Raw genomic sequence first — 25,296 nt, forward strand, 5'->3', positions numbered from 1 at the left:
AACCGTTTTATTATACATGATCCTGCTTCTTTTCTCAAGAGATTCCGCTCCCTTCCCGCAGTTTCCCACACGCTGCTATTTTTCCTGCCGTCCGCAGATTACAACCACTTCCGCCCGGTCAAACAAGCGGATCGGGATGCTGTGTCCTCCCAGTCCTTTGCTGACAATGATATCACTCTCGCCGCGCCTGGAATGTTCTCCCGAATATTTTGGAAATAATGTCAGCTGCGGTGAAATGATTCCGCCGATCCCGGGAAGGCGTACGACTCCGCCGTGAAGGTGTCCGCACAGGACAAGGTTCATTCCCCAGTCCGCGTAGGTTTCCGCATAAAGTGCCTGATGAGCCAGTAGAATCTTATACGGACCTCCGTCTTTGACCGGACGCATGTCAAACTGTTCCGGCATCAACTGTTCCGGACTCTCATCACAAAAGGAATCATAGTGTTTCCATGGAACCTGCTTGGCAAAAAAGGAAACCGGAATTTCGAGTCCTCCGATCTGTACATTCTGTCCTCCAAGCTTCAGGGTGCAGGCTTCATTTTCGAGCATATGAATTCCGGCGTCGACCAGCCTTTTTTTATAATTCTGATAGGCCTTTCCATATTCTTCCTCGCACTCTTTCATTTTCTGCTCATGATTTCCATTGGCACAGTAAACCGGAGCGATGGACGGAAGCTGTTCCATAAAGCATGCCGCCTTCTCCGATTTTTCACCGGTACTTCGGATCAGCATGTCCCCTCCAACAAGGATCAGATCCGGCTTCTCGTCACGTACTGCGCGGAGCAGTTTTTCATTGCCTTCTCCGTATTCCTGATTGTGAAGGTCACTTAAAAAAACAATCTTCCAGTCATCTCCTGTGCCATTGGTCCCGGAATCCACATCATAGCGTGTTACTACAAAGGTATGGTTTTCATAAAAAATTCTCAAAAGCACCAGAAGCGCAAGAAAGAAAAGACACACGATAACGGTTATCATTCTGCCTTTTCCCCCGTTTCTGCCGCTGCTTTAACTGCCTCGTACAGGTCACGGATCGTGTCAAAACAATAGTCCGGCTTCCAGATGCTTGTCCGCACCTCCTCCTCATCGGCTTCTCCGGTGTAGACAACCGCCGTCTCCATTCCGGCATTGATGCCGCAGGCGATATCGGTGTAAAGCCGGTCCCCTACAACAAGGAACTCTTCCGAAGATCCCCGGCATTGCTCTGCACACAGATCCGCAATTACCCGGTTTGGTTTACCGATAAAGTATGGCTCACGGCCGACGGTATCACGGATCATCCCGCAGATAGCACCACAGTCCGGAATGAATCCGAAAGGTGCAGGGCACCGCAGATCCGGATTGGTTCCGAGGAAATCCACTTCCTCCCGGAACAGCAGTTTACACGCTTTTTCCAGTTTTTCATACCGAAGTGTATCGTCAAACCCGGCAAGAACACAGGTCACATCCTGCTCTGCCTCTTCCGTCACCTGCACTCCGAATCCTTTCAGTTCTTCCACGAAAGAAGGTGTCCCAAGTACGAACACCTTCTTCCCCGCATAGTGTTCTTTCATATAAAGGCATGCCGCGTAGGAAGCAGTCATAAACTGCTCCTCCGAAGCTGCGATACCCCATCTTGCAAATTTGTCAACATAGTCTTTCCTGCTCTTTGTAGAATTGTTTGTGATATAGAAACTCCGGCCGCCTTTTCTTTCAATCCATTCCAGCAACTCTTTGGTTCCGTCATATAATGTCTCTCCGACAGCCAGCGTTCCATCAATATCAAATAAAAAATACTTTTTTTCTTTTAACATGCTTTTGGCTCCTTTTCCTAGACATTATATAATTTTTCTCTTCCTTTTACAACGAAAAGCTGTCCAAAACATCTTCGATTGCGTGTTTTAGCGACATGGCCGGCACATCGCCCGCCGCAACCAGCTCCACTTCTCCGATCTTCTCCCCGTTCAGCAGATACTGTACCGTTCCAGCCTTCTGTCCTTTCTTCACCGGAGCTTTTAAAGAGGCCTTTGGCACCACTTCCTTTTCTACTCCGCTTACATCCGCTCCGCTGACGTCGAGATAAGAGAAACCGCTCTTCTGCACGACCTTTACCTGATCCTCTTCTCCACGTTCCACTTTTACCGTTTTTTGCACGGACTCCCAGTCCTGATCCTCGTACTTCCGGCAGATGGAGAATCCATAATTCAGCAGTGTCTGAGCATCTGCAAACCGTGTCTTTACGTCCGGCGCCGCCATAATAACGGCAATCAGATCAATTCCGTCTTTCTGTGCGGTGGCACTCAAACAGAATTTTGCCTCTCCTGTGGATCCTGTCTTCAGCCCGGTGGCATAGGAGTACTGTCGGATGAGCTTATTCGTATTGGAAAGGCCAAACTCTTCCTCGCCCTTTTTCGTTTTATGTACGATGGTATCCATCCAGATTTTCGTATACTCGTACACATCCGGATATTTTGTAATCAGTTCCCGTGACATCAGTGCAATATCTCTGGCTGTCGTCACATGACCGTCCGTATCCAGGCCGTTGCAGTTTTTAAACACTGTATTCTCCATCCCGAGACCTTTGGCCCGTTCATTCATCTGCTGCACAAACGCCTCCTCTGTGCCGGAAATGTATTCTGCCATGGCGACACAGGCATCATTGGCACTGGATACAACGATACATTTCAGCAAGGTATCCACCGTCTGTTCTTCTCCGGCTTCCAGAAACACCTGGCTGCCTCCCATGGAAGCGGCATACTCCGAGGTGGTCACCACATCTTCTTTGTGAATTTTCCCTGCCGAAAGAGCGTCGTAAATCAAAAGAATCGTCATGACTTTGGTCACACTGGCCGGCGGTCTTCTGGTATCTGCGTCTTTTTCATACAATACTTTTCCCGTTGACGCCTCCATCAAAAGAACAGAAGGAGCCGTGACGGTCACACTTCCCGCACTTTCTCCTCCTGTCTCTTCTTCTGCCATGACGGCCATACTCCCTGAAAGGCAGAACAGGACCGACGCCATCAGCATTGCTATCCACTTTTTCACTTCTTACCTCTTCATCTGGCATTTATTACATTGTAGGATTCTGCCTGCCAAAATATGTCTGTCCCATCAAGAAAGGAGCGGAAATCGAAGCTGAATCGTAAACCAGTTTCCCTTCAGCCAGGCCCGGATCTCTCCGTGCATCCGTACAGTAAATTCCTTTGCAATGGAAAGTCCAAGGCCGGAGGAAGCGGTCCTGCTTCTTGCCTCGTCCGCCTTATAAAACCGTTCAAATACTTTTCCTACATCAATTTCGTCCGGGCTGGCCGTATAGTTGGCACACTCCACCACAGCCCAGCCATCTTTCCTGAACATGGAGAATTTCATCTTCCCCTCTCCATGATCGAGACCATTTTTGATAATATTCTGGAGCGTCCGGCGAAGCCCCGCTTCGTTTCCTTCGATCTGCAGCTGCTCCTCGGTAAGATCAATCTCCGGTTCCATGCCTCTTTCCACCCAGACATCATAATAAGAAAACGCCGTCTCGGTCAAAATCCGGTTCAGATAAAGGGGCTCCAGTTTCAGCTCATAGGTCTCATTTTTCAGTTTTGTATAGGTGAACAACTCTTCCAGCATCTCTTTCAGGCTTACAATCCGCTCCTGAATCACTTTTAGATACCGTTCCCGTTCTTTCTGCTCTTTGCTGTCTCTTAACAGCTGGAAATATCCATCAAGCGAAGTCAAAGGGGTTCGGATATCGTGGGAAAGATTCGTATAAGCATCGGAAATATCCTGCTCTTTTTTCAGATATCTCCGCCGCTGCTCTCTCTGCAGTTCCAGCATTTCATTCAGTTCATCTGTCAGTTCCCGGATGCCGAAAGCATCCATCTGCCTTGTAATCAGAAGATTGCTTTCATATTCTTTCAGAAACGCCAGCTGGCGGCAGATATCCCGTATCTGCCGCTTGTATACTGCCAGTATGATAAGAAGTACAGCCACCAGGGCCGCAAGAATTCCAATGATCCATTCCATTTATCTGATGTCCCTTCTTTGAAATACAATGGCACTGACTACAGTGAAGACTGTTCCGTAGACAATCGCCACCAGGGCTGCCTTGATCAGGAGATCCGGATCTCCGTGAAGCTGCAGTATACTGATCGATCCCGTTACCGTGTAAGAAAGAACGTCCACTGTCCTGTCAAAGACTGATTGAAGTCCTCTTCCGACCATTCCCCAGAGCAGGACCGTCATATTCATGCAGAGCATGATCGCCAGCGTCATGCTGATAATATTATTGAGAATAAGAATCGAAATTCCCATCACAATCAGAGCCAGTGCATAGTGCAGCAGCAGCTGGGTTCCGATATATCCGAGGAACTCCGATACCGGACCGATCTCCAGATATCCGTAAAATACTGCATTACAGAAAGCCTGAACTGCCAAAGTAAGCAAAAAGGTCAGTACCGTATAGAAAAATAAAATCACTGCCTTGGAAATCACCAGATCCGACCGCCTCCTGCACTGTCCTCCGATGTTTTTAATGTATCCGCTCCGAATATCTGCCGTTGCAAAGAGAACGGCAAAAATGACGATAAAAATCGCTTCCACTTTCCCCTGCATGTTGGCATAAAACATGTCATAGAGCGTTGCTTTCTGCCCCGGTTCTGTCGGCACTGTCACATACATGCCAAGATTTTCCGCCGTATCTTCTACTCCTTCCTGCATCGTCTCCCAGTTATTGGCACTTGCCTGTGGATCCTTATATTCTTCCCGCATGGATGCAGTAGTGAGAACCAGCATCACAGTAAGCAAGATCCAGAGAATGTACTGGCTTTTTGATTTCAGCATCCGGTAAAAGTCCATTTTAATGATATTCAGCATGACCGGCACCTCCTGTCAGATTCAGATAATAATTCTCCAGCTTCTCGCTGCACACCTTCAATTCCCGGATATCCGCCCCGGCACGAATCAGCTCCCTGTTTAACCATGCGCTCCGGTCCATCTTCTCAAAGACCCACACATGACCGGAATCCACGATCTGATACTGCTGAATTCCAAGCCGGTCCAGTATCGGCACAATCTGTTCCGGCACTCCCGTAGCAATCTCAATCCGCTCGCCGCAGCGCTCCATCAGTTCTTCCCGTGTAATCTCCTCGATCAGTTCCCCGTGATGGATAATGCCATAATCCGTCGCAATCTTGGAGAGTTCCTCCAGAATATGGCTGGAAATCACAATCGTCATATTTTTCTCTTTATTCAGTTTCAGGATGGTATCTCTGATCTCCACAATTCCCTGCGGGTCCAGTCCGTTAATCGGTTCGTCGAGCAGCAGCAGGTCCGGCTCGCCTACCAGAGCAAGGCCGATTCCAAGTCTCTGTTTCATCCCGAGAGAAAAGTGCTTCGTTTTTTTCTTTCCCGTGTCTGAAAGGCCTACAATTTTCAGAATCTCCTCAATGTATCCTTTTTTATGAATTCCGAAAAAACGGCATTTCAGGTCCAGATTATCATAGGCGCTTAAATTTCCGTAAATCCCCGGTGCCTCGATCAGGCACCCGATCCGGGACCGTACGTTTGCAAGTTCTTTTCCCCTCAGCCCGAATATCTCGATCTCACCGCTGCTTGACGATGCAAGTCCGGCAAGCATTTTTAAAAACGTTGTCTTCCCGGCGCCGTTTCGTCCGATCAGTCCGTATACCGCCCCTTTCCGGACATGCATGCTGATCCGGCTGACCGCCCTGTGATGCCCGTATTGCTTTGTAAGTCCCTGGGTTCTGACTATCGTCTGATTCACTTTTATTCATCTCCTTTTTTTATTTGCTTTCATCTTACACTCTCTTTCCAAATCCTTCGCAAATAAAAAGTAAAGACTTCGTAAAGATCTCATCTGGAAAGTGTATAGCCGATTCCCCATACTGTATCGATAAACGACCGGTCCGATACTGTTTTTAGTTTCTTCCTGATATTGCTGATATGCACATCAATGGCCTTCGTTTCACCCATAAACGGCTCCTCCCATGCCGCCTCAAAAATCTCTTCCTTGCTGAATACTTTTTTGGGCCAGCTAAGAAACAGTTCCAGAATCAAAAACTCCTGCCTGGTCACTCCTTCCAGACGCACCCCGTCTACGTAGATCTGGTGCTCCTCACGGTCAAGGAGAAGTCCATTGTGCTCCAGCACTTTCGTTTCTTTGGCGCCGGAACTTTTTCTGAGCTGTACCTGGACTCTTGCCAGCACTTCCCGGATCTCAAAAGGTTTGACCACATAATCATCCGCGCCGCCAAGGAGAACATCCACCTTATCGTCCATCTCATCTTTTGCAGAAAGAACAATAACCGGAATGGCCCCTTTTGCACGGATCTCTTTCAGAAGCGCCTCCCCGGACATGCCCGGCAGCATCAGATCCAGAAGGACCAGATCCGGCCGTTCCTGCGAAAGCACAAATCTCCCTTCTGTCCCGGAAAATGCCTGTACGCAGCGGTATCCTTCCTTTTCCAACGCTTCTTTCAGCATCTCATTGATATTGACATCATCTTCCACAATCAAAATCATATTCATCCTGTCTTCCTTCCTTTTGGCTCATCTTTTCCTATCGTAGCACGTCCGAAGTTTTCTGTAAACATAGAAAAAAACAGGATGCCTTCCGGCATCCTGTCTCTGCACATCTTAGTTATATTTACGTTTTCTAGCAGCCTCAGATTTCTTTTTACGTCTTACGCTTGGTTTTTCGTAATGTTCTCTCTTACGAATCTCCTGCTGGATACCAGCTTTTGCGCAGTTACGTTTGAATCTGCGTAAAGCGCTGTCTAAACTTTCGTTTTCTTTAACGATTACATTTGACATAGTCTCACACCTAACCTCCCCTCCAGTCCTGTATTGTGCATCATACGACTGTTCGGGTATTTTATTGCACTACAAGTATTATACCATATTTTCTTTATCCGTCAAGGAGTTTTTCGCATCTTTGTGCGCACTTTTGCGGGATTATGCCAGCTGTTCTTTTGCGGTTTCTCTTGCTTTTTCCAGTGCAGCATCCACGCCATCCGGATTCTTGCCGCCGGCCTGTGCCATGTTCGGGCGTCCGCCGCCGCCTCCGCCGACCAGTCCTGCGATGGCTTTGATCAGGTTTCCTGCATGGGCGCCTTTCTTCACCGCGCCGTCTGTCGCCGTCGCCATCAGGCTGACTTTTCCGTCTGTCACAGATGCGATCACGATGACTCCTTCACCGACTTTTTCCTTTAACTGATCGCCGAGATCACGCAGTCCGTTCATGTCTACGCCTTCGACTTTTGTTGCGATCACGGAAATTCCATCGATCACTTCTGCCTGATCTGTGACATCTCCCATGGCATCCTTTGCCAGTTTGCTCTTCAGGCTTTCCACTTCGCTTCTAAGCTCTTTGTTCTCTGCCTGCAGATGGCTGATCTTCTCTTCCAGATGATCCGGTGTCGTCTTCAAAGCCCTGGAAGCCTCATGAAGAATCATTTCCAGATTTGCATAGTATTCCATCAATCCTTTGGAAGTCAGTGCCTCGATACGGCGCACACCTGCTGCCACACCTGCTTCGGAAACAATCTTGAAGGATCCGATGGATGCAGTATTGTCCACGTGTGTTCCACCGCAAAATTCCTTGGAGAATTCTCCCATGCTGACAACGCGGACGATATCGCCGTACTTTTCACCAAACAAAGCCTGCGCCCCTGTCTTTTTTGCCTCTTCGATCGGAAGGTTTTCTACCTTCACCGGAAGGGCATCTGCGATAGCTTTGTTTACAATATCTTCTACCTTTTTGATTTCTTCCGGCGTCAGTGCGGAGAAATGGGTAAAGTCAAAACGAAGTCTTGCCGCATCCACGTAGGAACCAGCCTGCTCTACGTGCGTTCCAAGTACGGTACGCAGTGCTTTCTGAAGCAGATGAGTCGCACTGTGGTTTCTTGCGGAGAGTCTTCTGTTCTCCTCATCGACTTTCAGCACAACCGTCTCTCCGGTACGGATCATGCCTTTTACTGTATATCCAATATGCGCTATCTTTCCGCCCAGAAGTTTCTTCACGTCTTTTACTACGAATTCAAAGCTTCCATCTTCGGAAGTAATCACACCTTTGTCTGCATTCTGTCCACCGCTTGTTGCATAGAACGGAGTCTCTTCTACGAAAATCGTACCTTCCACGCCTTCGGTCAGCGCCTCAGTCAGTTCGTTCTCTGTCGTCAGCACCGTTACCCTGGAGCTGTGTGTCAATGTCTCATATCCAACAAAAGTCGATGTCACAGACGGGTCAATGGACTCATAAACAGTCACGTCTGCTCCCATATAGTTTGTTACGCCTCTTGCTGCACGTGCGGTCTCCCGCTGTACCTGCATGGCTTTCTGGAATCCTTCCTCATCTACGGAAATTCCCTTTTCTTCCAGGATCTCTTTTGTCAGATCCAGCGGGAATCCATATGTGTCGTAGAGCTTGAACGCATTGTCTCCGGAAAGAATCTTCTCTCCTTTTTCGTTCATCTCTGCTTCCATCTCTGCAAGGATGCCGAGACCCTGGTCGATGGTTTTATTAAACTGGTCTTCCTCTTTACTAATGACATTGAGAATGAAATCTCTCTTTTCTTCCAGTTCCGGGTACCCGTCTTTGGATCCGGCGATTACCGTCTCGCAAAGACCGGACAAGAATTTTCCTTCGATATTCAGAATTCTTCCGTGACGGCATGCGCGGCGCAGGAGACGTCGAAGCACGTAGCCTCTTCCCTCGTTGGACGGCATGATTCCGTCGGAAATCATAAATGTCACGGAACGGATATGGTCTGTGATGACACGGATGGAAATATCCGTCTTCTCATCCTCTTTGTAAGTCACGCCCGCAATCCGGCATACATGGTCACGGAGCGCTTTCATTGTATCAATATCAAAAATGGAATCCACGTCCTGTACAACACTTGCCAGACGCTCCAGTCCCATTCCGGTATCGATATTCTTCTGTTCCAGTTCGCTGTAATTGCCGTGTCCGTCGTTATCAAACTGGGTGAATACGTTGTTCCAGATTTCCATGTAACGGTCGCACTCACAGCCTACTGTACAGTCCGGTTTGCCGCAGCCGTATTTTTCGCCGCGGTCATAGTAGATCTCGGAACATGGTCCGCAAGGTCCGGAACCGTGCTCCCAGAAATTGTCTTCTTTTCCAAACTTGTAAATCCGGTCTGCCGGGATGCCCATCTCCTTGTTCCAGATATCAAAGGCTTCCTGATCATCCACGTAAACGGACGGATACAGGCGGTTTGGATCAAGTCCTACCACTTCGGTCAGGAATTCCCAGGACCAGTGGATCGCCTCTCTTTTAAAATAATCTCCGAAGGAAAAGTTCCCGAGCATCTCGAAAAAGGTACCGTGTCTTGCGGTCTTTCCTACATTTTCGATATCACCGGTACGGATACATTTCTGGCATGTAGCCATCCGTCTTCTCGGCGGAATCTCCTGTCCGGTAAAGTATGGTTTTAATGGTGCCATCCCGGAATTGATGAGCAACAAACTCTTATCGTTGTGCGGCACCAGGGAAAAACTTTTGTGAACGAGATGTTCTTTGCTCTCGAAAAAGTCCAGGAACATCTTTCTTAACTCATTGACTCCATAAGTCTGCATGACGCTGTCTGCCTCCTCATTGTATATTTCAAGCGTTCTCTCTTCTTTTGCTTATCTTATTAATCATACTGGATTGCACGGAAGGTGTCAAGATTCCTTCTCCCCGGAATGCAGGACTTTCTGCGCAAAATGGACGGACTGCATGGCGTCTTTCCCGTAAAAATCCGCTCCGATCATGTCTGCATACTCCTGATTGAGCACCGCTCCGCCCACCATAACCTGGCAGTCCGGCTTTTCTTTTCGGAGCAGCCGGATGGTTTCCTCCATATTGACCACAGTCGTTGTCATCAGAGCGCTTAATCCCACCAGGCGGATGTCCTCTTTGACCGCTGTTTCCACGATCCGCTCCGGATCCACGTCTTTTCCCAGGTCAATCACATCAAATCCGTAATTTTCCAGCAGCACTTTGACGATATTTTTCCCAATATCGTGGATGTCGCCCTTGACCGTGGCAAGAATGATTTTTCCGTTTTTCTCCTGCACAATGCCGCTTTGTTCCATCGTATCCTTGAGTACCGCAAAGGCCTCTTTCGCCGCATCCGCACTCATCAAAAGCTGCGGAAGGAACAGCGTTCCCTGCTCAAACCGTTTTCCCACCGTGTCAAGGGCCGGAATCAGATGCTGATTGATAATGGAAAGAGGCTCCTCCGTCTCTGCAAGGGCTTTTGCCAGACGGCCTGCTTCCTCTTTCAGCCCCCGCTCAATGGTGTAACGCAGATCCATCTCCCCGGTTTTCCGGTCGTTTCCAGTTCCGGAAGCACCGCCGGCACTGTCTGTCTTCCCGGATGCCGGACTGCCTGTCCGGGCCGGTCCGGCCGGTTTATAATCTGCATACGCCGCAATATACGCTTCACAGTTTTTATCAAAGTTCATCAACGCTAGATAGGAACGGTAGGCCTTCATCATCTCTTCGGATCCCGGATTGATGATGCCCGCGGTCAGGCCTTTCTGCATGGCAAGGGCATAAAAGACGGAGTTTACTGCCGGGCGGTACGGAAGCCCGAAGGAAATATTGGACACGCCAAGCACCGTGCGGACATGGTATTTCTTCCGTACCATCTCCAGTGCCTGAAGCACCGTGATGGCTCCTTCCGGCTCGGAACTGATAGTCATGGTCAGCACATCAATGACAATGTCTTTCGGCCTGATTCCGTACTTTGCAGCCTCCCGGATAATCTTTCCGGCTACTTCCACACGTCCTTCGGCGGTCTTTGGAATTCCGTTTTCATCCAGTGCAAGGCCGATCACCACACCGCCGTATTTTTTCACAAGCGGGAAGACCATGTCCATGGATTCCTGTTTTCCGCTGACGGAATTGACCATCGGCTTTCCATTATAAATCCGCATGGCACGCTCCATGGCTCTTTGATCCACCGTATCAATCTGCAGAGGCAGGCTCGTAATGCCCTGAAGCTCCTTTACAACTTCCTCCATCATGGCCGGCTCATCAATATCCGGCAGGCCCACATTGACATCCAGAATATGGGCTCCCTGCTCCTGCTGGCGGATGCCTTCCTTTAAAATATAATCAATATCATGCTCTCTTAACGCCTGTTTGAAGCGTTTCTTTCCGGTCGGATTGATCCGCTCTCCAATAATCACCGGGCAGTCGCCAAGTACCACAGCCTGTCCGTAGGAGGAAACAATCGTCTCCGTTTTTTCCGTTGGAACCTGGATCTGCATACCCCTGCATGCCTTTGTCATGGCCCGGATATGAGCCGGGGTCGTACCACAGCATCCACCAATGATGCAGGCTCCGGTCTCCACAAGCTGCTTCATCCATCCCGCAAAAATCTCCGGCGTCACATCGTAGCATGTCTTTCCGTCTCTCTGCTTTGGAAGACCCGCATTCGGCTTTACAATCACCGGAACACTGGCATGTCGGCAGATCTCCTTTAAAATCGGAAGCATCTGCTCCGGTCCCAGTCCGCAGTTGATTCCAAGAGCATCCACGCCGAGTCCTTCCAGCATGGCCACTGTCCCCGTCACATCGCCCCCGGTCAGCAGTTTTCCTCTTTCATCAAAAATCAATGTCGCAAACACCGGAATACCGGTCTGCTCTTTTGCCGCAAGAACTGCAGCCTTGACTTCGTACGTATCGCTCATGGTTTCGATGTGAATCAGATCCGCCCCTGCCTCAGCTCCATAACGGGCCGCCTGAGCAAAGGCTTCGTAAGCCTCGTCAAAGGACAAATCTCCCATTGGCTCAAGCAGCTTTCCCGTCGGCCCGATATCCAGCGCCGCGTAATGTCTGCCGTCATCCTTTCCGGCCAAAGCTCTGGCGGTCTTGACATTGTCTACCGCAGCAAAGATAATCTCCCGCAGAGAACAGTCCTCGTCATGAAATTTCAGCGCATTGGCCCCAAAAGTATTGGACAGCACTATGTCGCTCCCGGCCTCATAATACTGTCTGTGGATCTCAATAATCTCTTCCTTTCTCTTCAGATTCCATGTCTCCGGAAGCTCTCCGGGCTTTAAACCTCTCTCCTGCAAAAGTGTCCCCATTCCACCGTCTAAAAACAGGAGCTCTTTTCCAAGCCGCTCTCTCATATCTGGTCACTCCTTCTTACTTGCTGTCTCTTCTGTATGCGCAGTCTGTCTTTTCACAGACCTCGCACCCCTGCCTGTGACAGGGCGTCTGCTCCGTACTGATTCCGATCAGTGCTGTCACCGATTTGGTGGGCGTCAGCATGAAACTTTTTGTCATCGTAAGACCGATGGTCTTGTCCGCCTGCAGGATCTTCAAAAGCATCTCCTGATGGCAGATATCAAAATCTCCATATCCAGGGCTGAATCTTGGACGGAGGTATTTTCCTTCTTCTGCCATTTCCTGCGCGATCCGATCCTGACAGCTGTCACAGTACTCCTCCAGAAGCGCTGCTGCACAGGCCTGCAGGACAACTGCTTTTGCCATCTCCGTCACAGAAGCCCTGCGGATCATCTGGTCAGCTTCCGGCCCAAGAGTCGCCGCAAACACTGCTGCCTGTCTGCAGCCTTTCATGTTTTTAGAAAGGCTTCTGCTTTTGATTTCCCAATCTCCGATTTTCAAGGTCTCCCCCTCCTGAGATAATTCAAAAATGCGATAGATGAATCGCTCTCTTACCCCGGAAGAAAGCTCCTCCATGGAGCTTTCCACCAAAGCAAGTGTCTGTTCATCTATCGCATGTCTTCCATATCCCAGATAACGGACAGCCTCCCTTATCTTTCTATTCATCTACAATCTCCGATAGATTCTCCATGATCGCCTTTGCAACCTCCGGCTTGTTCATGGAATAAATGTGGATATTATTGATTCCGTTTGCAATCAGATCGATCACCTGATCCGTCGCGTATGCAACGCCTGCCTGACGCATTGCTTTCGGGTTGTCCCCGAACCGGTCTACCAATGCTTTGAACCGCTCCGGCAGATAAGTTCCGGACAGTGAACAGATCCTCTTGATCTGGCTTTTGTTTGTGACCGGCATGATGCCCGGAAGCACCGGAACCGTGATTCCTGCCTCCCGGATCTTATACAGAAAATTGTATAAAATATGATTGTCAAAAAACATCTGGGTCGTCAGGAAATCAAGCCCGCAGTCCACCTTTTCTTTCAGGTGCCGGATATCCTCCTTCTGTGTTTCACTCTCCACATGTCCTTCCGGATAGCAGGCTCCGCCAAGACAGAAATCTCCACTTTCTTTTAAAAGTTCGATCAGTCCGATGGCATGCTGAAACTTGTCCTCCGCCGGATACTCCATTCCCTCCGGAATGTCGCCCCGAAGAGCCAGCACATTTTCAATACCTTCTTCTTTTAATTTTTTGATCACTTCCCGCACTTCTGCTTTCGTAGAAGAGACGCAGGTCAGGTGAGCAAGGCTTGGCACCTTCAGATCATTCTGAATATGGGATGCGATACCCACCGTATTCTTGCTTGTGCCGCCGCCTGCACCGTAAGTAACACTGATGAAAGAAGGTCTGACAGTGGCGATCTCATCCACCGCTTTCAGGACGCTCTCATATTTGTCATCCGTCTTCGGTGGAAACACCTCAAAGGAAATATGTACTTTTCCTGATTGTAATTTTTCTCTTATTTTCATGTTGTACTCCTAAGCTGTCTATGTTTTATTCTTTACAGGCTCTCATAAAGCTCTTCGTACTGCCTTGCGGAATTCTTCCAGGAGAAGTCTTTCTTCATGCCCTGCTCTACGATCTTGTTCCAGTCACGGCGTTTGTCATAATAAATCTTCTCCGCGTACCGGATGGTTGCAAGCATCTCATGGGCATTGTAGTTTGCAAAGCTGAAACCGGTCCCTGTCTTTTCAAATTCATTGTACGGCTCTACCGTATCTTTCAATCCTCCGGTCTCTCTGACAATCGGTACGGTACCGTAGCGCAGACTCATCAGCTGGCTCAGTCCGCACGGCTCGAAGAGAGACGGCATCAAAAAGGCATCACAGGATGCATAAATCTTATGGGAAATCGGCTCAGAATAATAAATATTTGCCGATACTTTACCCTGATATTTCCATGCAAAGTGGCGGAACATATTTTCGTAACGCTCTTCTCCTGTTCCAAGAGCCACGATCTGAACCGCATCCTGACAGAGCTCATCCATCACATACGCAATCAGATCAAATCCCTTCTGGTCAGTCAGACGGGATACGATACCGATCATCATGGTTTTCTTATCCTGATTCAGTCCAAGTGCCTCCTGAAGCGCAAGTTTATTCTTTACCTTTTCCTTGCGGAAATTCGTTACATCGTAGTGGTGCTCGATCATCGGGTCCGTCGCCGGATTCCACTCATTATAATCAAGACCATTTACGATACCGGACAGACAGTTGGATCTTGCATTCATCAGACCGTCCAGGCGCTCTCCGTAGAACGGCTGCTTGATCTCTTCTGCATAGGAATTGCTGACGGTCGTCACCTTGTCCGCATAAACGATACCGCCCTTTAACAGGTTGGCATCTTTGTATGCTTCCAGCTTGTCCGGCGCGAAATAATATGCCGGAAGTCCTGTGATGTCCTTCACTGTCTTCGTATCCCAGATTCCCTGGAACTTGAGGTTGTGAATCGTCATCACCGTCTTGATGCCGCGGAAGAATTCGTTGCCGTACCGGAAATTGTCCAGATAAACCGGCACAAGTCCTGTCTGCCAGTCGTGGCAGTGAATGATATCCGGGCGGAAATCAATCAGCGGAAGGGCGCTTAATGCTGCCTTTGAGAAGAACGCAAACTTCTCAATATCCCATTTCGTATCGCCGTACGGAGTAAATCCGTTGAAATAGTATTCATTATCGATGAAATAGAAGGTAATGCCCTCATGAACAAGCTCCAGAATTCCGACATACTGCTCTCTCCAGTTTAAGTCCATATAAAAATGTATTTTATATGTCAGTTTTTCTTTCCACTCTTCTTTCATACACATGTATTTCGGAAGCATTACTCTGACATCGTACTCTTCTTTGTCAAAATATTTTGGTAAGGAACCTACAACGTCTGCCAGTCCTCCTGTTTTGATAAATGGAACCGACTCAGATGCTACAAATAATATTTTCTTCATAAGTCTTCCTCCTGAATAAAACATAAACTATGGACTTATTATACCGCATTTTCCGGCATTTGCAAAGAATTTATCGATGTTTGTATTCTAATCGGATCGTATCCGCTACCAGGGCGATAAACTCCGAATTGGTCGGTTTCCCTTTCCCGTTGCTTACTGTATAGCCAAACAGATCATCCAGAACATCAAGCTTTCCCCTGCTCCATGCCACTTCAATGGCGTGGCGGATGGCCCGCTCCACTCTGCTTGCCGTTGTCTGGTGCTTTTTAGCTACCGTCGGATAGAGGATTTTCGTAATGGCATTCAGAACATCCATATCTTCCACCGCCATGATAATCGCATCTCTCAGATAGTGATATCCTTTGATATGTGCCGGAATCCCGATCTCATGGATCATATCAGTCACCCTCGTCTCCAGAGGCTTTGCGTCTTCTTCTCTCTTTCGTACCTCCATCGCCTGCATAGGGGCTTCCATATGTCTTTTGCATCTTGTGCTTTTGATTTTCTCAATCAGTACTTCGTTCCGAAATGGCTTCATAATGTAGTAGGCCGCACCTTTGCGGAATGCATCTTCTGTAATCTTCTCCTGTCCAACCGCTGTAACAATGATAAAATCCGGCCGTTTCTGGATTGTCCTGTCTTTATTGACCATGTCCATCACACTTAACCCGTCGACTTTCGGCATGATCAGATCCAGCAATACGACATCAGGTTCTTTTGTTTTTATAATCTGATAGACGTCTTCCCCATTGTTCGCCTTGCCGACGAGGGAAAGATCTTTGTCCGATGTGATAATATTTCCCAAAAGTTCCAGCATTCGTTCATTGTCGTCTGCGATCGCTACATTTACTTGATCCATTTTCCTTTCAACCTCCGCTTTCTCCCATTCTTTCCTAAAAAACGCTACGATCACTATTATAAATTTCACATTTTGCCAAATCAAGAAATTGCTGTCGTAACAATTCGACATCTCCCTGCATTCTTTTTCCTTATCTGACATGGTTCAACATATTCCCGATGTAGATCCCGTACCCCCTGGCCGCGTTCTGGACAAAAACATGGGTTACTGCCCCCACCAGTTTCCCATCCTGAAGAATCGGACTTCCGCTCATTCCCTGCACAATTCCGCCGGTCAGGCCGAGGAGTTTTTCGTCCGTCACCTCGATTACGAATGCCTTATTTGCTTCCCTGGCATTCCAGTCGATTTTTGTAATACGAATCCGGTAGTCTTCCACCTCTCCGCTTACTGCACACCGGATCACGGCATCTCCGGTGTGAACCTCTTTTTTTGCAGCCGCCGGAACCGGCTCCTGATCCGAAAACAGTGCGTCAATCCGGTCAATGGTTCCGTAAATTCCTTCCTCGGTATTTTGGTCGATGGATCCAAGGATATTGTAATTATTGTAGACAATCACGCCTTCCATTCCTCCCGGATCCCCCGCCTTTCCTTTCTGGATATCCTGAATGCTGGTCGTGTAAAGGCGTCCGTCCCCGATTTCCAGAAGTTCGTTCGTATCCGTATCACGGATTCCATGGCCAAGCGCGCCAAAATGACTCTGACTGTCCAGAAAGGTAATCGTTCCCAGCCCCTGTTCATTGTCCTTTACCCAGATACCAAGTTTCTTTCCCTCTTCACTGTCAACCAGTTCGGTCTTCACATCCAGGTATTCTTCCTCCCTGCGCAGATGAAGGACAACTTCACTTGCTTCCTCCCGGGCCACCGCCGCCTGAAGCTCTTTTTTCGTACCAATCTCTTTTTCATCGACTCCTACAATGTAATCTCCCGGTTTTACCAGATGTCTGGCAGGCTCCTTTGCGATCCCGTCCGCATCCTCCACAGCCTCTGTCCCAAGAACCATCACACCGTCTGTCTCCAGATAAAGCCCCACCGGCATACCTCCGGGAATGACAAGATTTTCGTCAATTTCCGATGTACTGACCTCCTGTTCAAACTGTCCCTGCTTCCACTCCAGAAAACAATAGCTCCCACCCAGGAGCATAAACGCCACAAGCACGATCAGCACGCCCCTTCGATACCATTTCACCCACATAACGCCGCCTCCTAAAAAACTGAATATTCTGAAAATGATCATTGGGGACGGGTTCCTTTGCATCGGAACACGTCCCCAATTAGTATTTTCAAAACCATGTATTCTATTCTGTTTTTTTCATGTTTCCGGCAAGCTTTTTCATTTCCCGGGCTGTGGCAAGAACTGCATGCGTGATTTCGGCTCCTCCCAGAATCCTTGCGAGTTCCTGGATTTCTTCGTCTTCATTCAGAAGCCGGATTCCGGTTGTTGTTTTCTGATCATCGGTCTGTTTTTCGATCAGGTAATGTGCGTCTGCCATGGCTGCGATCTGGGCCAGGTGGGTGATGCAGAGAACCTGATGGCGTTTTCCGAGGAGTGCCATTTTCTCGGATACTTTCTGTGCGGTTCTGCCGCTGATTCCGGTATCGATTTCGTCAAAGATCAGTGTCTCAACTTCATCTTTGTCAGCCAGTACAGATTTGACGGCCAGCATGATTCTGGAGAGTTCTCCTCCGGATGCTACCATGCCGAGGGGCTTTTTCTTTTCTCCCGGATTGAGGGAAATCATGAATTCCGCCTCGTCTTTTCCGTATTCGGTGAAATCGGAAAGAGGCCGGATCTCTGTCTCAAATTCAACGTTCAGGAAATTCAGGTCGAGAATTCCCTGACGGATTTCTTCGGAAAGTCCTTTTGCATAGGATTTCCGGATCCGGGTCAGCTGCTCCGTCCAGATCTGAAGCTCTTCTCGTGCTTCTTCTTTCTGTTTTCTAAGCTGTTCCAGATATGCGTCATAGTCTGCCAGTACAGCGAGTTTTTTTTCGGTCTCTTCCGCGTATGCCAGAATGTCCTCAATGGTCTTTCCGTATTTTGTTTTGAGATGATTGATCGTATTGAGCCGGTTTTCGGTCTCATAAAACTCTTCTTCGGAGAAGCGGAATTCTTCCTGACAGTCGGAGAGTTCCCGGTTGAAATCATTCAACAGACTGTCGATCTCCAGCAGTTCTCCGTAAAGCTCTTTAATATGTTCATCATACGCCGATGCTTCCGACATGGCGTGGATGGCTCTGCTTAACAGACTGGATGCCGATACATCGGAGAGTTCCCCTGTGCACTGGTAGGCTTCCTGAATGCTGTCTGTGATTTTCTTTGCATTGAGCATCTTTTTATAGCGCTGTTCCAGTTCCTCATCCTCTCCGGTTACAAGGGATGCTTCCCGAATTTCCGCTGCCTCAAAGGAAAGGAAATCGGCCTCTTTCCTGCGCTCGGTCTCTGCTTTGTCCGCCTCTTCCAACGTCTTTACCGCCTCCCGGTATACACGGTATGCGTCCCGGACTTTTTTCTTTACCGGGTCTGCCTCTTCCTTTGCGTAGGCATCCAGAATTTCCAGATGCTTTTTCTTGTACAGCAGGGACTGGTGCTCATGCTGTCCGTGAATATCAATCAGGATCTCCGCTGCTGCTTTCAGCCGCCCGATGGGAACCATCTCTCCGTTGATCCTGCTGATACTCCTTCCGTCCATGAGTTTTCTGCTCAGAACCACAATCCCGTCCTCCGGTTCAATTTCGAGTGCTACAAGCTTTTCTTTCTGTCTCGGATCCCGGATATAAAAGACCATTTCCACCAGTCCGTAATCCGCTCCTTCGCGGAGCATGGAGGCGCTGTATTTTCCTCCGAGAGCCAGATGTACTGAACCAAGAAGAAGGGACTTTCCCGCTCCGGTCTCCCCGGTCAGGATATTCAGCCCGTCCTTCCATTCGACTTCTGCCTCTTCGATCAGCGCCAGATTTTTTACGTGCAGACTTTGTAACATGTCTCCTCCATTTTCTATGCACATCCGTCCGGCTGCAGTTACATGACCATTCCTCTGAGCCGGTCCATCACTTCCACTGTTTCTTCCCTGCTTCGGATGGCACACATGATCGTGTCATCCCCTGCAATACATCCGGCAATCTCATGCCACTGCATGGCGTCAATGGCTGCCGCAACAGCCATGGCCATTCCCGGCACGGTTTTGATAACCAGAATATTTTCTGCCATATCCATTGACGCAAAGCCATCCCGTAAAATACGGATGTACTTCTCGCTCATTTCTTTTCCATCATGCCTGAGAAGGGCATATTTCTGTCTCCCGTTCTCTGACGGCACTTTCGTCAGTTTCAGATCCCTGATATCTCTGGAGACGGTTGCCTGTGTCACCTTGAATCCCGCCTCATTTAAGCGCTCTGCCAGCTCTTCCTGTGTCTCGATATCATATTTCCGGATCAATTCCACAATCTTTGCATGTCTGTTTACTTTCATTCGGCTAATTTCCTTTCATTTTTTCCCGCAGTGTCTCCAGGAAACTGATCCTGCTTAGCCGGATCAGTTTCGTCACTTCTTTGGCTTTTCGGATACGCACCCGTTCTCCTGTTTTCAGCCTCATAATGTCGGTTCCATCAAAGGTCACGACCGCTTCTTCCTCTTCTTTGTTTCTTCTGGATCCGATCTCCACTTCAATCAGATCAGCATCCGATACGACAATGCTGCTGTTATTCAGGGAGTGTGAACAGATCGGCGTAATCAAAATCAGCGATGCCGTCGGCTCCACAATCGGACCGCCTGCCGACAGATTGTAGGCAGTAGATCCGGTCGGCGTAGAGATAATCAGGCCATCCGCCTGATAGGAAGTCAGATACTCTCCGTTCACATATAGATTCAGCCTGACAATATGAAGCGATTCACTTCTTGTTACAACTATATCGTTGAGTGCCGTATCTGTCCTCAGATCTTTAAGCGTTCCCGAAAGCATCATCCTGTTTTCCACAGAATATTCTCCCGCCAGCAGCCGGTCCAGTGCCGGAATCAGATTCTGCACCTCCGCTTCTGTCAGATATCCAAGTGTTCCCATATTCACTCCGAGAATCGGAACATCCCGTCCCAGGAGCTCTCTGGCCGCAAGAATCAATGTCCCGTCACCTCCGATGACAAGGGCGCAGTCGATTGTTTCCTGTTCCGCCTCTTCCCGGTTCAGAATGCAGCGCACACCATGACTTTCCAGATAAGACACCGCCTGCTTTGTCACTCTATGATGTTCGTCTTTTCCACTGTTTGTGATAATGTAAATCTGTTTCATCTTTCTATTTTGCCAGTGTCTCAAAGGCCTCTGTCACGACACGTTTGATCGCCTCATCTGACGGCACATCCCGATCCTCCTCCCCATTTGTTTTCTTTAAGTGGACCAGATATTCGATATTTCCCTCCGGTCCTTTGATTGGGGAGAAGGTCAGATCCTTCACCGTAAATCCGATGGAAGCTGCATAGTCCGTCACCATCCGGATCACTTCTTCATGTGTGCTTCTTTCCCGCACGACCCCTTTCTTGCCGACTTTTTCCCTGCCGGCCTCAAACTGCGGCTTGATCAGCGCCACAATCTCTCCGTCCTTCGTCAGATACTGATAAATCGGAAGAAGAACCTTGGTCAGGGAAATAAAGGATACATCGATGGAAGAAAAGTCAATCGGCTCTCCCAGATCCTCCGGCGTCACATAGCGGATATTGGTCTTTTCCATGCATACCACCCGCTCGTCCTGCCTCAGTTTCCAGGCAAGCTGTCCTCTCCCCACATCAATGGCAAATACTTTTTTTGCCCCGTTCTGAAGCATACAGTCTGTAAACCCTCCGGTGGAGGATCCCACGTCCGTGCATACTTTATCCTGCAGCTCCACGTCAAATTCTTTCATGGCTTTTTCCAGTTTCAGTCCGCCTCTGCTGACATAGGGGAGCGCATGGCCCCGCACCTCAATGGCGACATCCTCCGGAAACGTTGTCCCGGCCTTGTCCTCCCTTTGTCCGTCCACAAAAACATTGCCGGACATGATGACTGCTTTTGCCTTTTCTCTGGATTCAGCCAGATTTCGTTTTACAAGTAATACGTCCAGACGTTCTTTCATTTTTTACTGGTCTCCTTTTTTCATTGCTATCTCATGCTGCATACCCGCATAGACGGTCAGAACCTTTTTCAGAATCGATTCTTCGTCCAGCATGACCTCTTTTCTCAGCATATCCACACTGCCGTGTTCAATATAATCATCCGGAAGAGTGATGTTTAAGATCCGGACATCCAGAGCCATTCGATTGGCAAACTCCAGCACCCGTTCTCCAAAACCGCCGCTTTCTACATTTTCTTCAATTGTTACCAGAAGTCTGTGATCTTCCGCCAGCTTTGCAATCCGCTCTTCATCCAGAGGCTTTACAAATCTGGCATTGATCAGGCTTGCATTGAGACCCGCCTCTTTTAGCTTTTCCCGGACTTTTGCAGCCGTTTCAAACATATGACCGACACTGATCAGGGCAATGTCCTCCTCCTCAAAGACTGCTTCTGATTTTCCATATTCTATCGCCGGCCGGAACTCCCGGTATCCGTCATATGCCGTTCCTCTTGGATAGCGGATGGCAACCGGTCCTTTGGTAAATCCGATAGCAAACCTGATCATATCCGCAAACTCCCATTTATTCTTCGGGGACATCACTGTCATGTTCGGAATCATGGACAGATAGGACAAATCAAAAATCCCCTGATGAGTCTCGCCGTCACTTCCGACCAGTCCGCCTCTGTCCACGGCAAACACAACCGGAAGATTCTGAAGGGCCACATCGTGAATGATCTGGTCAAAGCCCCTTTGCAGGAAAGAAGAGTACACCGCAAACACCGGTTTGAGTCCACCTGCGGCAAGCCCTGCTGCAAAGGTCACTGCATGTCCTTCTGCGATTCCCACGTCAAAAAATCGTTCCTTGTATTTCCGGTGGAACGGGGCAAGGCCGGTTCCGTCTTCCATTGCAGCCGTGAGGGCCACAAGAGATGGCTCCTTTGCGCCCATCTCATACATGACTTTTGCAAACACATCAGTATAGGTGTCTTTCTCTTTCTTTTTTAAAGGTTTTCCTGTGCGGATATCAAAGGGCTCCGTACCGTGGAACCGGGACGGCTCCTCCTCAGCAGGAAGATATCCTTTTCCCTTTTTCGTCAGAACATGTAGCAGCACCGGTCCCTGGACTTTCTTCGCCTCATGAAAGGCACGGACAAGTTCTTTGATATTGTGCCCGTCCACCGGTCCCAGATAGGTGATCCCCATATCTTCAAAAAACATTCCCGGGACAAACAGCTGCTTGATACTGCTCTTTGTCTTTCTCAAATGATTCATGATCTGATCGCCGCCTGACGGAATTTTGCGAATCGCTTTTTCGAGACTTTTCTTCAGGTTCGTATAGGCATCCGCCGTCCGGATTTCATCCAGATACCAGGACATCCCGCCCACGTTCTGAGAGATCGACATCTGATTATCGTTGAGCACAATGATAAAATTTGTCTTCAGATTCGAAGCATTGTTCAGTGCCTCGAATGCCATTCCGCCTGTCAGGGCACCGTCCCCGATGACGGAGATCACATAATAGTCCTCTCCACGGATATCCCGTGCCTCCACATAGCCGAGTCCTGCGGAAATCGATGTGGAACTGTGTCCTGTATTAAATGCGTCACACTTACTTTCATTCCGTTTCGGGAATCCGCTCATTCCGCCGTATTTTCTCAGCTCGTCAAAACCTTCCCGGCGTCCTGTCAGAATCTTGTGCGTGTAGGACTGGTGTCCCACATCCCAGATCATCTTATCCTCCGGGAGATGGAAACACAGATGCATCGCGATTGTCAGTTCCACCACACCAAGGTTGGACGCAAGATGTCCGCCGGTACGGCTGATTTTCTCCACAAGAAATTCCCGGATCTCCTGCGCGAGAACCGGCAGTTCGTCTTTTGCTATGTTCTGAATATCATTTTCTTTTTGTATCCTCTCAAGTACCATAGAAATCCCTCACTATTTCTTTCTATGTATCAATTCCTTTATCAGCCATGTCAGATATGGATTCTCCACAGATAGTCCTGAAAGAAGCGTCAGCGCCTCTTGGGAAATCCGCTCCACATCTTCTTTTGCTTTCTCAAGTCCGCGCAGCGTCACATAGGTTGTCTTTTCGTTCTTTTCGTCACTGTGGACCGGTTTCCCAAGCTCATCCGTCGTGCTTGTCACATCCAGGATATCATCCTGAATCTGAAACGCAATCCCCACATTGGACGCAATGCGTTCCATCGTCCGGATTTCCGCTTCGGACGCTCCGGCAAGAATCGCTCCGATCATCATGGAGCTCTCGATCAGGGCGCCTGTTTTCAGCTCATAGATAAAGTCCAGTTTATCTTTCCCGATCCGGCTTCCCGTAGAAGCAACATCCACAACCTGGCCTCCGATCATGCCGTAGATTCCCGCTTTCCCTGCAAGCACCTGCAGTGCCTTCCCGATCATCCGGGACGCCTCCGGCTTCATATCAAAAGCTTTTGAAGCCGTCTCAAAGGCATAATTTAACAGGGCATCTCCGGCCAGAATTCCCATATCCTCTCCATAGACGATGTGAGTAGTCTTCCGCCCTCTTCGATATTCGTCATTGTCCATCGCCGGGAGATCATCGTGCACCAGAGAGTAGGTGTGAATCATCTCCTGTGCCGCAAGAAACGGCCGGATGATGTCGGAAGTACCTCCGAACATCCGGTAGGTCTCCATCATCAGCATTGGACGAAGCCGCTTTCCACCTGCCATCAGACTGTATTCCATAGCCTCCATGATTACCTTCTGAAACCCTTCCTGTTTCGGAAGATAGGAGACGATGATCTCTTCCAGCTCTTTTACTTTATTTTCTCTTTCTTTTTCCCAACTATTCAAACTCATGCTTTTCTCCATTCTCGTCCAGCATCTGCACCTGTTTCTCCACGGTGCCGATCTGCTCATCGCACTGTTTTAAAAGCTCCATCGCTTCCGCATAATACCGGAAGGAATCTTCCAGAGAGATTTCCTCCGACTGCATCTTCTCCTGGATCTCATCCAGTTTTTCAAAGATTTCGTTGATCTCCATCGTCGTTCTTCTTTATCCTTTCCACGATCGTATGAATCGTTCCGTCTGTCACATACAAAGTCAGCCGGTCTCCCTGCCGGACCTGACCGGTCGTCCTTACCGCATGGCGTGTTTCATCCTGCACAAACGCATAGCCCTGATTGAGCCGGCTCACTGGAGACAGACCGGAAAAAGTCTCGATCTGCACTGCAAGACGCTGGCGCTGCCTCTGGATTTTTATATCCATTCCTTCCCTGATCCTCATTTCGAGATCCGCAAGACGCTTCCTTTTTTCCGCAATCCGGGTGCCCGGATGCAGTCTCCGGAACACTTCGTATTCCTGGGAAAGACGCATCTTCCGGATGGCTGTCTGTCTGTTGATTTCCCGCTTCAGGCTCTGGCGTCTCGTTTCCATTTCGTCTTTCACCGCCCGGCAGTCATATACTGCCAGTTCGGCGGCCGCCGACGGCGTAGGCGCGCGTAAATCCGCCACATAGTCCGCAATCGTCGTATCTGTCTCATGTCCGACCGCGGAAATCACCGGAATCGGGCAGTCAAAAATGGCTCTTGCCACTTCTTCCTCGTTAAATGCCCACAGATCCTCCATGGATCCGCCGCCTCTTCCGACGATAATAACATCCACATCCTCTTTCTGAATCCGTTCAAGCGCCTTTACAATACTTGGCGCTGCCTCCGCTCCCTGAACAAGTGCCGGGGAGAGAATCAGTTCTATGTATGGATTCCTCCGTTTTGCGATGTGAATGATATCCCGGACGGCTGCTCCGGACGGCGCGGTCACAATGCCAATCTTTTTCGCAAAAGCCGGAATCGGCTGCTTATATTCCGGTGCAAACATGCCCATCTCTTCCAGCTCTTCTTTGAGCTCCTGAAATCTCTGCGCCAGAATCCCTGCACCGTCAAGGACAATCTCCCTGGCATACAACTGATAGGTCCCGTCCCGCTCATACACAGAAATGGAGCCAAACACAGCAACCTGCTGCCCGTCCTGCATCCGAAACGGCAGTCCTTTCCGGTTTCCCGCAAACAGAATGCAGGAAATCGATCCTGACTCATCTTTCAGAGAAAAATAAATGTGTCCTTTCGGATGGTATTTACAATTTGACACTTCGCCCCGGACATAGATGCGGCTCAGCATAAAGTCCTGGGTAAACATATTTTTGATGTATTGATTAACCTGACTGACGGTATATATATTTTTCATCATCT

General features: G+C 48.9%; 23 protein-coding genes. All 23 read right to left on the reverse strand.

All coding sequences use genetic code 11. From position 1 onward, the window contains the following. Nucleotides 1–75: 75 nt before the first annotated feature. The gene (locus B5E64_RS04245; RefSeq protein WP_087167297.1) at nucleotides 76–975 is read right to left on the reverse strand and encodes a metallophosphoesterase; all 900 of its coding nucleotides are present in this window, start codon (nucleotides 973–975) and stop codon (nucleotides 76–78) included. Next, nucleotides 972–1,790, reverse strand: coding sequence for an HAD-IIA family hydrolase (locus tag B5E64_RS04250; protein WP_087167298.1), 819 nt, complete (start codon nucleotides 1,788–1,790; stop codon nucleotides 972–974). The genes B5E64_RS04245 and B5E64_RS04250 overlap by 4 nt, the downstream gene beginning before the upstream one ends. Nucleotides 1,791–1,836: 46 nt before the next feature. Beyond that, nucleotides 1,837–2,964 carry a D-alanyl-D-alanine carboxypeptidase family protein gene (locus B5E64_RS04255; protein WP_242960095.1) on the reverse strand — a complete coding sequence of 376 codons (1,128 nt, stop codon included), beginning with the start codon at nucleotides 2,962–2,964 and terminating at the stop codon, nucleotides 1,837–1,839. Between the two features lie 123 nt (nucleotides 2,965–3,087). Further along, nucleotides 3,088–3,990: a HAMP domain-containing sensor histidine kinase gene (locus tag B5E64_RS04260; RefSeq protein ID WP_087167299.1), complete on the reverse strand. Its 903-nt coding sequence runs from the start codon at nucleotides 3,988–3,990 to the stop codon at nucleotides 3,088–3,090. Then, nucleotides 3,991–4,839, reverse strand: a complete 849-nt coding sequence (locus B5E64_RS04265) for an ABC transporter permease (protein WP_087167300.1) — start codon at nucleotides 4,837–4,839, stop codon at nucleotides 3,991–3,993. Continuing rightward, complete coding sequence (locus tag B5E64_RS04270) at nucleotides 4,823–5,749, reverse strand: ATP-binding cassette domain-containing protein (protein WP_087167301.1); 927 nt, start codon at nucleotides 5,747–5,749, stop codon at nucleotides 4,823–4,825. The genes B5E64_RS04265 and B5E64_RS04270 overlap by 17 nt, the downstream gene beginning before the upstream one ends. 89 nt (nucleotides 5,750–5,838) lie before the next feature. Next, the gene (locus B5E64_RS04275) at nucleotides 5,839–6,513 is read right to left on the reverse strand and encodes a response regulator transcription factor (RefSeq protein WP_087167302.1); all 675 of its coding nucleotides are present in this window, start codon (nucleotides 6,511–6,513) and stop codon (nucleotides 5,839–5,841) included. A 108-nt stretch (nucleotides 6,514–6,621) separates the two neighbouring features. Continuing rightward, nucleotides 6,622–6,798 (reverse strand): 30S ribosomal protein S21, encoded by a 177-nt coding sequence (gene rpsU, locus B5E64_RS04280; protein ID WP_005603101.1) that lies wholly within the window; start codon nucleotides 6,796–6,798, stop codon nucleotides 6,622–6,624. Between the two features lie 141 nt (nucleotides 6,799–6,939). After that, nucleotides 6,940–9,585, reverse strand: a complete 2,646-nt coding sequence (gene alaS / locus B5E64_RS04285; protein WP_087167303.1) for an alanine--tRNA ligase — start codon at nucleotides 9,583–9,585, stop codon at nucleotides 6,940–6,942. 87 nt (nucleotides 9,586–9,672) lie between these two features. Then, complete coding sequence (locus tag B5E64_RS04290; protein WP_087167304.1) at nucleotides 9,673–12,135, reverse strand: homocysteine S-methyltransferase family protein; 2,463 nt, start codon at nucleotides 12,133–12,135, stop codon at nucleotides 9,673–9,675. A gap of 16 nt (nucleotides 12,136–12,151) precedes the next feature. Next, nucleotides 12,152–12,799: a vitamin B12 dependent-methionine synthase activation domain-containing protein gene (locus B5E64_RS04295; RefSeq protein ID WP_087167305.1), complete on the reverse strand. Its 648-nt coding sequence runs from the start codon at nucleotides 12,797–12,799 to the stop codon at nucleotides 12,152–12,154. Next, entirely contained in the window at nucleotides 12,792–13,661 is an 870-nt protein-coding gene (gene metF / locus B5E64_RS04300; protein WP_087167306.1) for a methylenetetrahydrofolate reductase [NAD(P)H], read from the reverse strand. The genes B5E64_RS04295 and metF overlap by 8 nt, the downstream gene beginning before the upstream one ends. Nucleotides 13,662–13,693: 32 nt before the next feature. Then, the gene (gene glgA / locus B5E64_RS04305) at nucleotides 13,694–15,130 is read right to left on the reverse strand and encodes a glycogen synthase GlgA (RefSeq protein WP_087167307.1); all 1,437 of its coding nucleotides are present in this window, start codon (nucleotides 15,128–15,130) and stop codon (nucleotides 13,694–13,696) included. A 70-nt stretch (nucleotides 15,131–15,200) separates the two neighbouring features. Continuing rightward, nucleotides 15,201–15,989, reverse strand: a complete 789-nt coding sequence (gene spo0A / locus B5E64_RS04310; protein ID WP_087167511.1) for a sporulation transcription factor Spo0A — start codon at nucleotides 15,987–15,989, stop codon at nucleotides 15,201–15,203. A gap of 130 nt (nucleotides 15,990–16,119) precedes the next feature. Further along, nucleotides 16,120–17,181, reverse strand: a complete 1,062-nt coding sequence (locus B5E64_RS04315) for a SpoIVB peptidase S55 domain-containing protein (RefSeq protein WP_087167308.1) — start codon at nucleotides 17,179–17,181, stop codon at nucleotides 16,120–16,122. Between the two features lie 103 nt (nucleotides 17,182–17,284). Beyond that, nucleotides 17,285–18,970, reverse strand: a complete 1,686-nt coding sequence (recN, locus tag B5E64_RS04320; protein ID WP_087167309.1) for a DNA repair protein RecN — start codon at nucleotides 18,968–18,970, stop codon at nucleotides 17,285–17,287. 38 nt (nucleotides 18,971–19,008) lie between these two features. Beyond that, nucleotides 19,009–19,458 (reverse strand): arginine repressor, encoded by a 450-nt coding sequence (gene argR / locus B5E64_RS04325; RefSeq protein ID WP_087167310.1) that lies wholly within the window; start codon nucleotides 19,456–19,458, stop codon nucleotides 19,009–19,011. A gap of 4 nt (nucleotides 19,459–19,462) precedes the next feature. Continuing rightward, nucleotides 19,463–20,272: an NAD(+)/NADH kinase gene (locus tag B5E64_RS04330; RefSeq protein WP_087167311.1), complete on the reverse strand. Its 810-nt coding sequence runs from the start codon at nucleotides 20,270–20,272 to the stop codon at nucleotides 19,463–19,465. Nucleotides 20,273–20,276: 4 nt separating this feature from the next. Beyond that, nucleotides 20,277–21,089, reverse strand: coding sequence for a TlyA family RNA methyltransferase (locus tag B5E64_RS04335; protein ID WP_087167312.1), 813 nt, complete (start codon nucleotides 21,087–21,089; stop codon nucleotides 20,277–20,279). A gap of 3 nt (nucleotides 21,090–21,092) precedes the next feature. After that, nucleotides 21,093–22,994, reverse strand: coding sequence for a 1-deoxy-D-xylulose-5-phosphate synthase (gene dxs, locus B5E64_RS04340; RefSeq protein ID WP_087167313.1), 1,902 nt, complete (start codon nucleotides 22,992–22,994; stop codon nucleotides 21,093–21,095). A 12-nt stretch (nucleotides 22,995–23,006) separates the two neighbouring features. Continuing rightward, nucleotides 23,007–23,906 carry a polyprenyl synthetase family protein gene (locus B5E64_RS04345; protein ID WP_087167314.1) on the reverse strand — a complete coding sequence of 300 codons (900 nt, stop codon included), beginning with the start codon at nucleotides 23,904–23,906 and terminating at the stop codon, nucleotides 23,007–23,009. Next, nucleotides 23,893–24,090 (reverse strand): exodeoxyribonuclease VII small subunit, encoded by a 198-nt coding sequence (xseB, locus tag B5E64_RS04350; RefSeq protein ID WP_087167315.1) that lies wholly within the window; start codon nucleotides 24,088–24,090, stop codon nucleotides 23,893–23,895. The genes B5E64_RS04345 and xseB overlap by 14 nt, the downstream gene beginning before the upstream one ends. Continuing rightward, a complete protein-coding gene (gene xseA, locus B5E64_RS04355; RefSeq protein WP_087167316.1) occupies nucleotides 24,068–25,294 on the reverse strand; it encodes an exodeoxyribonuclease VII large subunit in 1,227 nt (408 codons plus the stop codon). The genes xseB and xseA overlap by 23 nt, the downstream gene beginning before the upstream one ends. Nucleotides 25,295–25,296 lie beyond the last annotated feature (2 nt).

This window comes from Drancourtella sp. An12, assembly GCF_002160935.1.
Classification (GTDB): Bacteria; Bacillota; Clostridia; order Lachnospirales; family Lachnospiraceae; genus Sellimonas; species Sellimonas catena.